Genomic DNA, 8,982 nt, shown 5'->3' with positions numbered 1-8,982 from the left:
ACCCGCAGCATCCCCAGCGGGCGGAACAGCTCACCCGCCGCGACCTCGACCGCCTGGAGGACGCCGAGCTCCTCCGGCCGGGCCGGCCGGACCCTCAGGGCGACCCCGGCGTCGGGGGCGGCGGGCCGGGCGGCGCTGGACATGGGGAGACGGTAGTCGAACGCGCGTTCGAGCACCACGTCGTGCGGCCGCAGTGCCCAGGCGCCTCCGCACACCTCGAGAACACCGTCACCCGCACCGGGTTGCGCAAGGGCAAGTTCGGCGAGGGGATCTACGTCGGCTCCGCCCAGAGCAACTGGGAGACCTACGGCGACGGCGGCCCCGACCGCAGCGACGACAACCTCCTGGCCCGCAACGACATCTCGGGCACGACCGCCGAGTCGGTCGACATCAAGGAAGGCACCACGGGCGGGCGGCTGATCGACAACGTCTTCGACGGCACCGGCATGACCGACGCCGACTCATGGGTCGACGTCAAGGGCAACGGGTGGGTGATCAGCGGCAACACCGGCCGCAACACCCCCAAGGACGGGTTCCAGACCCACCGCATCCTCGAGGGCTGGGGCACGGACAACGTCTTCGAGGACAACGTCCTCGACGTGCCCGCCCCGGGCGAGGGCATCTACATCCACAAGCCGAAGGTCACCGACAACCGGGTGCTGTGCAGCAACCGCGACAGCTCCGGCGCACCGGTCAGCAGCACCATCGCCTGCGAGAGCTGACCCTCTCCCCCAGTCCCACCGGCACCACCACCTCTCCCCACCGACCGTCCGGGTCCCGGACGCGGTCCCGCACGTCCGGACGCACCCCGGACGCCCACTCCCACGGAGGTTCGCCATGTCCCTCACCACCACCCCCGCCGACGCCCTCGACCTCGAGCTCCACCGCGACACGGTCACCGAGGACGGCGCACGGCCGCGCATGACCGTCATCGGCACCGGCTACCTCGGCGCGACGCACGCGATCTGCATGGCCGTCCTGGGCTTCGAGGTCCTCGGCGTCGACGTCGACCCCGCCAAGGTCGCCCGGCTGGCCGCCGGCGAGGTCCCGTTCTTCGAGCCCGGGCTGCCCGAGCTGCTGCGCAAGGCCCTGGACAGCGGGCGCCTGCGCTTCACGACGGACTTCGCGGAGGCCGGTGAGTTCGGCGACGTGCACTTCCTCTGCGTCGGCACGCCGCAGGCGCCGGGCAGCGACGCCGCCGACCTGACGTACGTGCGCGCCGCGACGACCGCCCTGGCCCGCAACCTGCGCCGGCGGGCCCTCGTGGTCGGCAAGTCGACCGTGCCGGTGGGGACGGCCGCCGAGCTCACGGAGCTGGTGCAGCGGACCGCCCCGGCCGGCACCGCGGTCGAGCTCGCCTGGAACCCCGAGTTCCTGCGCGAGGGCTTCGCCGTCGACGACACCATGAACCCCGACCGGCTGGTGTTCGGGGTCTCCCCGGAGTGGGCCGAGCAGCGGCTGCGCGCTTGCTTCGCCCCGGTGGTCGACGACCACGGCACGCCCGTCCTCGTCGTCGACCTCCCGACGGCGGAGCTGGTGAAGGTGGCGGCGAACTCGTTCCTGGCCACGAAGATCTCCTACATCAACGCGATGGCCGAGGTGTGCGAGCGCACGGGCGCAGACGTCACGAAGCTCGCCGAGGCGCTGGCCCACGACTCCCGGATCGGCGGCCGCTTCCTCAAGCCCGGACTGGGTTTCGGGGGCGGCTGCCTGCCGAAGGACATCCGCGCGTTCAAGGCCCGCGCCGAGGAGCTGGGCGTCGGGCAGGCCGTGGCGTTCCTCCACGAGATCGACGCGATCAACAAGCGCCGCCGCGCCCGGACGGTCGACCTGGTGCGCGAGGTGGCCGGCGGCGACCTGCGCGGGGTCCGCGTCGCCGCGTGGGGGGCCGCCTTCAAGCCGGACAGCGACGACATCCGCGACGCGCCCGCGCTCGACGTGGCGGTGCTCCTGCAGGAGGCCGGCGCGCTCGTCACGGTCTACGACCCCGAGGCGATGGTCAACGCGCGCCGCAGCTACCCGCAGCTCGCCTACGCCGACTCGGCGCTGGAGGCCGCCCGCGACGCCGACGTGGTCGTGCTCCTCACCGAGTGGCGGCAGTTCCGCGAGGTCGACCCGGAGGTCCTGGGCGAGGTCGTCGCGCACCGCCGCGTGGTCGACGGCCGGCACGCGCTGGACCGCACGGCGTGGCGCGCGGCCGGCTGGGAGCACCGCGCGCTGGGCCGGCCGTGAGGCGCCCCGCTGCCGTCGCGGCGGGAGCGGGTGCGCTCCTCGTGCTGCTCACCGGCTGCTCCCTCGGGGCCCAGCCGCAGCCGGGTGCGCAGCGCGCCCCCGGGCCCGCGGTGACCGTCCTGCCCGTGCCGGACGTCGCGCCCGTCGAGCAGGCCGCCGCGCGGGAGCGGTTCCGGCGGGCGGCGGACGGGACGCTGCTGCCGGACGCGACGACGACCCCCGGGTCCGTCTTCGCGGACGTGACGCAGGCCGACCTGTGCGGCCCCCGGTACTCGGCGGGCGTGCGGCGCGAGCGCAGCGCCGACGGCGACGAGGTCCGGACCGCGTACGGGGTCGACGGCGACCGCTCCGCCTACTCCGTCGACCACCTCGTGCCCGTGTCCCTGGGGGGCGACAACCGGGTGGCGAACCTGTGGCCGCAGCCGCGGGACGGGCAGTTCGCGCTCGCCGCCAAGGACACCCTGGAGGGCCACCTGCGCGGCCTGGTCTGCCAGGGGACCGTTCCGCTGGAGGAGGCGCGCACGGCCATCGCGCAGGACTGGCGCGCCGCCTACGACCGGTACATGCCCCTGCCGCTCGCGGTCGCCGTCTCGCCGCCTCCGCCCGCGGCCCCCGCTCCCGACGCGGTCGCGGCGGGCCGTCCGTGCCCGACCGAGGGCGTGGTCGCGCTCTCCGCCGACAAGGGCGTGCGGCTGGTCTGCCGACCGACGGCCGAGGGCGTCCTGCAGTGGCAGCGGCGCGGCTGAGCGAGGCGTGCCCAACGCGGCGGGACGGCGGCCGTCCGGCTCACGTCGCCGGGCGGCCGGGGCCCGCCGCGCGGTCGGTGGCTAGCACCGCCCAGACCTGCTGGTCGTGGCGCGTGCCGCGGTAGGGCCACGCCTCGCGCAGGGTGCCCTCCAGGGTCATGCCGAGGCGGCGGGCGACGGCCGCGCTGCGGACGTTGTCGGCCCGGCAGCGCCACTCCGCGCGGTGCAGGCCGCGGTCGTCGAACGCCCAGTCCAGCAGGACCCCCGCCGCGGGGGTGACCAGGCCGCGCCCCTCGGCGGCCGGCTCCAGCCAGCAGCCCAGCTCGCAGGACCCCGTGGCCGCGCTGAACGACACGAACATCACCCCGCCGACGAGCACGCCCGCGTCCCAGACGCCGAACAACCGCGCTCCGTCGCCCGCCGCGGCGTCGGCGTAGCGGCGCAGGGTGGCCCGCGCCCCCTCGACGGTGTCGGTGACGAACGCGGGGCCGACCCACGGCCGGACGTGCTCGCGGCACCGGTCGAGGTGGCGCGCGAACTCCTCCGCGTGGAACACCTCCAGGGGACGCAGGTCGCGTCCCGGGCCCAGCGCCACCGTGAACACGCGGACCTCCCGGGCGACGACCTGACGGACCCCTCGACCGTAGCGGCCCCCGTCCCGGTCCCCCGGCGGGGCGCGCGGCGGTCAGCTCTCGCGGGCAGCGGGTTCCGCAGCTCCGGCCGCGGGGTCGCGCTGCGCCGCACGGGCGAACCGCTCCCCCCACCGCCGCAGCTCCTCGCGCAGCTCCGGGGGTGACTCGACTGTGAACTCCGCCCCCGTCAGGCCCAGGACCAGCAGCGCCCACTCGGGGCCGTCGACGGGGACGTCGACGCGGCAGGTCGCGGCGTCCACGGGGGTCACCGTCGCCCACCGCCCGACGACCCGGTGCACCCCGGGCGCGGCGGCCGCCACGGTGGCCCGCACGAGACCGGCCGTCGGCGCGGAGCGCGTGGCGGCGCGGACGAACTCGGTGACGTCCTCGACGGGCAGCCGCCGCGGGGCGAACCGCTCCCCGAGCGTGCGTGCCGCGGCCACCCGGTCCAGCCGGAAGGTGCGCCAGTCGGCGCGGTCCAGGTCGTGGGCCACGAGGTACCAGCGCCGCCCGAGGGGCACGAGGCGGTGCGGTTCGACGCGCCGCTCCCCCTGCCGCTCGTCACGGGTGGTGTACGCCAGCACGCAGCGCTCACCGTCGCGGCAGGCCTGCGCGAGCGTCGTCAGCACGGCGGGGTCCACCGCCGGGCCCCCACCGGCCCACGGCGCCCGCGCGGTCGCCAGGGTCAGGGCCTCCACGCGCCGGCGCAACCGCCGGGGCATTACGGGGACGACCTTCGTGAGCGCGCGCACCGACGACTCGGCCATGCCCTCGACGCCGGACTGCGCCGCCGCCTGCAGGCCCAGCGCGAGGGCCACGGCCTCGTCGTCGTCCAGCACGAGCGGCGGCAGCGACGCCCCGGGCTGCAGCTGGTACCCGCCGTCGACCCCGCGGCGCGCCTCGACGGGGTACCCCAGCTCCCGCAACCGCTCCACGTCGCGGCGCAGCGTGCGCAGCGACACCCCGAGGCGGTCGGCGAGGTCCTGCCCGGCCCAGTGGCGCGACGTCTGCAGCAGCGACATCAGCTGCAGCGTCCGCGCACCCGTCCCGGCCATGTGAGGAGTCTGCCGCGGATTGCGGTCAGGAACTGGCACCTGTGCTCCCTAGCGTCGTCCTCACCGGCGCAGGGTGCGCCGGTGCGCGGAACGGGAGACGGACATGACCACCACCTCGGGCACCACCACCTCGGGCACCACCACCTCGGGCACCACCACCTCGGGCACCACCACCTCGGGCACCACCACCTCGGCCACCACCACCGGCAGCACCGACGAGCGGGCGGACCTGCTGGAGTCGCTGGCCCGGCACCGGTGGTTCCTCACGTTCACCGTCCGCGACCTCAGCGACGAGCAGGCCCGCCTGCGCCCCACGGTGAGCGCGCTCTCCCTCGGCGGCCTCGTCAAGCACGTCGCGGCCATCGAGGACCTGTGGGCGCGCTTCCTCGTCGACGGCCCGGCCGCCATGGGCGCGGGCGGTGACGAGTGGGCGGACGGCTTCACGATGGCCCCGCGGGAGACCCTCGACGGCCTGCTCGCCGAGTACGCGGCCGTCGCCGCCCGCACCGACGAGCTGGTCCGGACGCTGCCGGACCTCGGCGCGTCACAGGCGCTGCCGCCCGCGCCCTGGTTCGAGCCGGGCGCCCGCTGGTCAGCCCGTCGGGTCCTGCTCCACGTGCTGGCCGAGACGTCCCAGCACGCCGGGCACGCCGACGTCCTGCGCGAGAGCATCGACGGCGCCCGGACGATGGGCTGAGCGCCCGGCGTGCGGTCGCGCCCCCCGGCGACGCGGCCGGGAGCCCCCCTCGAGCGCTGTACCGTGGCCAGCGGGCCGGACGCGACACCACGTCGCGCCGCCGGTCGCGAGTGCGGTCCACGACCCCCGACGGGGGGTCGCCGACAGCTCCCCCGGAGCTCGGCTGTGACGCTCAGCGACCACTGTTCGTCAGAACGGCTCCGCCTGCGCTGCCTCGTCACGAGGAGTGTGCGCGGGGCCCGCCGGTGTCCCATCATGGGGCTCCGCCCGAGGTGCCGAGTCGAAGCGCTGGCTCCGGCCCCCGGCCGAGCACGAGGAGAGCATTGAAGATCACATACCACAGCTTCGAAGGCCGCTACTCGGACAACCCGCGGGCGGTGCACGAGGCGCTCGTCGCCCGTGGCGACGACATCGAGCACGTGTGGCTCTCCACCGCCGCGCACGCGCACGGCTTCCCGAGCGGGACGACCACCGTGGACATCGACGGGCCCGGCGTCGTCGCCGCCCTCGAGTCGGCCGACGTCGTGGTCTCCAACACGCACCTCGACCTCGACTGGGAGAAGTCGCCGGACGCGGTCTACCTGCAGACGTGGCACGGCACGCCGCTGAAGACGATCCACCACGACGTGCTCTTCGCCCCCGAGGGCCGGCTCGCGCGCCTGGACCGCGACGTCGCCCGCTGGGACCACCTGCTGTCGCCGAACGCGGCCAGCACGGGCCCGCTGCGGCAGGCCTTCCGCTACACGGGCCCCGTCTCGGAGACGGGCTACCCGCGCAACGACGTCCTCAGCGCACCCGACCGCGACGAGCGCCGCGCCAAGGTCCGCGCCGAGCTGGGCATCCCCGACGGCGTCACCGCCGTGCTCTACACGCCGACGTGGCGCGACGACGACAAGTTCGGCGACGGCCCCGACTTCACGCTCCAGCTGGACCTGCAGCGCTTCGTCGAGCAGCTGGGCCAGGACCACGTCCTGATGCTGCGGCTGCACTACATGGTCTCCGCCGCCCTCGACACCGTGGACGTCCCCGGGGTCCTCGACCTGTCGTTCCACCCGGACATCGCCGACCTGTACCTCGCGGCCGACGTCATGGTCACCGACTACTCCTCGACGCAGTTCGACTTCGCCGTGACGGGTAGGCCGATCGTGTACTTCGCCTACGACCTGGCCCACTACCGCGACGACCTGCGGGGGTTCTACTTCGACTTCCCCGGGATCGCCCCCGGCCCGGTGCTGTCGACGTCCGAGGAGGTCATCGCCGCCCTCGCGGACCTCGACGCCGTGACGGCCGAGCACGCGGAGCGGTACCGGTCCTTCCGCGACACGTTCTGCCACCGCGAGGACGGGCGGGCCACCGAGCGGGTCCTGGAGCTCATCACCGGCTCGCTCGCCGACGGCGCGGAGGTGACCCGGTGAACGACGTCCAGGTCGCCATCCTCGCCGCCGGCATGGGCACGCGCCTCGGCCGGCCCCTGCCCAAGCCGCTGACCACCCTGCGCGACGGCCGCTCGATCATGCAGCAGCAGGTGGAGAACGTGCGCGCCGTCCTGGGCCGCGACGTCCCCATCACGGCGGTCGTCGGCTTCAAGGCCACCATCGTGATGGAGGCCGTGCCGGACCTGCTCTTCGCCTACAACGAGGAGTTCGACCGGACCAACACGAGCAAGAGCCTGCTGCGGGCGCTGACCACCTCGCACCGCGGGGGCGTCCTGTGGCTGAACGGGGACGTCGTCTTCGACCCCCGTCTGCTGCAGGCGGTCCTGCCCCACCTCGAACGCGACGAGAGCTTCGTCTGCGTCGACACCGCGGTGGTCGGCGAGGAGGAGGTCAAGTACACGGTGGACGCCGACGGCTACGTCCGGGAGCTGTCCAAGACCGTCGTCGGGGGGCTGGGCGAGGCCGTGGGCATCAACCACGTCTCCTCGGCCGACAAGGCCGTCCTCGTCGAGCAGCTGCGGGCGTGCGCCGACACGGACTACTTCGAGCGCGGGATCGAGACGGGCATCGCCGAGCGCGGCCTGCGGGTGCGCCCGATCGACATCTCCGAGTTCGCCGCCGTGGAGATCGACTTCGAGGAGGACCTGCGGCGCGCCAACCTCATCGAGGACTGGCAGCTGCACGTCGGCGGGACCGCGCCCGTCCCCGGGACGGTGCGGCACCACGCGTGACGCGTGCCCGCCGGTGGGGGGACCCACCGGCGGGACGGCCCCGACCACGTCGCGGCACCCGGCCGGTCAGGCCCAGCCGAACCGGAACTCCGTGACCGAGTGGAACTCCTCACCCTCCAGCAGGAGGGTGCTCGGGAACTCCGGGCGGTTCGGGGCGTCGGGCAGCGCCTGCGCCTCCAGCGCGAGCCCGCTGCGGGGGCCGTAGGCCGCGCCCGACTTCCCCACCAGCGTCCCCGCGAGACCGCCGCCGGAGAACACCTGCAGGCCGGGCTGGTCGGTCCACACCTCCAGCGTGCGGCCCGACACCTCCTCGACGACGCGCGCGGCCCGGCTCGGGCGGCGTTCGCCCCCGGGTACGTCCGCGAGCACGAAGCAGTGGTCGTAGCCCCCGGCCGCGAGCAGCTGCGGATCGTCGTCCTCGACGTGGTCGCCGACGCCGACCGGCGCGCGGAAGTCGAACGGCGTGCCCGCGACCGCCCGAAACTCCCCCGTCGGCAGCCCGGTGTCGTCCACGGGCAGGAACGTCCGGGCGTCCACCTGAAGCAGGTGGGCGTCGACCGTGCCGCTGCCCTCGCCCGCGAGGTTCCAGTACGTGTGGTTGGTGAGGTTCAGGACCGTGGCGGCGTCGGTCGTCGCGACCGTCTCGACGGTGAGCGCGCCGTCGTGCAGGACGTAGGAGACGTGGACGGACAGGGCGCCGGGGAACCCGTTGTCCCCGTCGGGGCTGAGCAGCGAGAACCGCACCCCGCGCCGGCCGTGGACGGGGTGGGCCGACCAGAGCAGTTCCGAGAACGGCCGCAGCCCGCCGTGCAGCGCGTTGCCGCGGTCGGTGACCGGCACGGCGTGCTCGACGCCCTCGACGCGGAACCGGCCGCGCGCCAGCCGGTTCGCGTACCGCCCCACCGTGGCGCCGAAGGACCGGCCCTTGCCCGCGTACGGCGCCAGGTCGGCGAAACCCAGCACGACGTCGGCGCGGACGCCGTCGCGGCCGGGCACCAGGGCGGACTGCACGCGGGCCCCGTGCTCGACCAGCGCGACCTGCAGGGCCCCGTCGTCGAGGACCCAGCGACCCACGGGCGTCCCGTCGGCCGTGCGGCCCCACCCGGGTTCGCGGCGGACGCCGGCGTGCGCAGTCTCCACGTCGGCGACGCTACCGCGGGGGCCCCGGGTCGGCAGGCCGGCCGGCCGTGGGCCCGTCGTCGGCCCCGGGCTCCCGCCCGTGCTGCCGCACCGCGGTGACGAGCGCGGCGACGACGACGCACAGCCCGGCCACGAGCAGGACGCCCGCGGCGCTCCAGCGCCAGTCCCACGTGGTCCCCGTGACCTCGCGCGCCGTCACGGCGGCCGCGACGGCCACCAGCACCAGGCCGCTCAGGACCGCGCCGACGTCCACGGTGCGCGGGCGCTGCGGCGCAGCGGGTCCGGGGCCGGCCGAGGGGGCGGGCAGCGGGCG

Annotated in this window: 9 protein-coding genes and 1 pseudogene; 6 read left to right on the top strand and 4 right to left on the bottom strand. The window is 75.3% G+C overall.

Annotation, left to right across the window (positions count from 1 at the left end; all coding sequences use genetic code 11):
* Positions 1–182 precede the first annotated feature (182 nt).
* The 3 genes from GTR02_RS16640 to GTR02_RS16630 all read left to right on the top strand — a co-directional run bounded on the left by GTR02_RS16640 (position 183) and on the right by GTR02_RS16630 (position 2,978).
* Positions 183–722: a hypothetical protein gene (locus GTR02_RS16640; protein WP_166608614.1), complete on the top strand. Its 540-nt coding sequence runs from the start codon at positions 183–185 to the stop codon at positions 720–722.
* A 199-nt stretch (positions 723–921) separates the two neighbouring features.
* Entirely contained in the window at positions 922–2,232 is a 1,311-nt protein-coding gene (locus GTR02_RS16635) for a UDP-glucose dehydrogenase family protein (RefSeq protein WP_420814739.1), read from the top strand.
* On the top strand, positions 2,229–2,978 hold the full coding sequence (locus GTR02_RS16630) for an HNH endonuclease signature motif containing protein (protein ID WP_166608612.1): 750 nt from the start codon (positions 2,229–2,231) through the stop codon (positions 2,976–2,978). Before GTR02_RS16635 ends, GTR02_RS16630 begins: the two co-directional genes overlap by 4 nt.
* A gap of 40 nt (positions 2,979–3,018) precedes the next feature.
* On the opposite strand, the gene GTR02_RS16625 is transcribed toward GTR02_RS16630, so the two are convergent.
* A complete protein-coding gene (locus tag GTR02_RS16625; protein ID WP_166608611.1) occupies positions 3,019–3,582 on the bottom strand; it encodes a GNAT family N-acetyltransferase in 564 nt (187 codons plus the stop codon).
* Positions 3,583–3,663: 81 nt separating this feature from the next.
* A complete protein-coding gene (locus GTR02_RS16620; protein WP_166608610.1) occupies positions 3,664–4,665 on the bottom strand; it encodes a helix-turn-helix transcriptional regulator in 1,002 nt (333 codons plus the stop codon).
* A gap of 103 nt (positions 4,666–4,768) precedes the next feature.
* Here GTR02_RS16620 and GTR02_RS16615 point away from each other — a divergent pair, with 103 nt between their 5' ends.
* The 3 genes from GTR02_RS16615 to GTR02_RS16605 all read left to right on the top strand — a co-directional run bounded on the left by GTR02_RS16615 (position 4,769) and on the right by GTR02_RS16605 (position 7,529).
* Positions 4,769–5,362, top strand: coding sequence for a DinB family protein (locus GTR02_RS16615; protein ID WP_166608609.1), 594 nt, complete (start codon positions 4,769–4,771; stop codon positions 5,360–5,362).
* 323 nt (positions 5,363–5,685) lie between these two features.
* Positions 5,686–6,777 (top strand): CDP-glycerol glycerophosphotransferase family protein, encoded by a 1,092-nt coding sequence (locus GTR02_RS16610; RefSeq protein ID WP_166608608.1) that lies wholly within the window; start codon positions 5,686–5,688, stop codon positions 6,775–6,777.
* Positions 6,774–7,529: a phosphocholine cytidylyltransferase family protein gene (locus tag GTR02_RS16605; RefSeq protein WP_338073876.1), complete on the top strand. Its 756-nt coding sequence runs from the start codon at positions 6,774–6,776 to the stop codon at positions 7,527–7,529. Before GTR02_RS16610 ends, GTR02_RS16605 begins: the two co-directional genes overlap by 4 nt.
* Positions 7,530–7,595: 66 nt before the next feature.
* On the opposite strand, the gene GTR02_RS16600 is transcribed toward GTR02_RS16605, so the two are convergent.
* On the bottom strand, positions 7,596–8,669 hold the full coding sequence (locus GTR02_RS16600; RefSeq protein ID WP_166608607.1) for a galactose-1-epimerase: 1,074 nt from the start codon (positions 8,667–8,669) through the stop codon (positions 7,596–7,598).
* Between the two features lie 10 nt (positions 8,670–8,679).
* Positions 8,680–8,982, bottom strand: a pseudogene (locus tag GTR02_RS16595) (hypothetical protein); the annotation flags it as partial.

Source organism: Kineococcus siccus, from assembly GCF_009906795.1.
GTDB lineage: Bacteria > Actinomycetota > Actinomycetes > Actinomycetales > Kineococcaceae > Kineococcus > Kineococcus siccus.
This window is presented reverse-complemented; position numbering and strand designations above follow the sequence as displayed.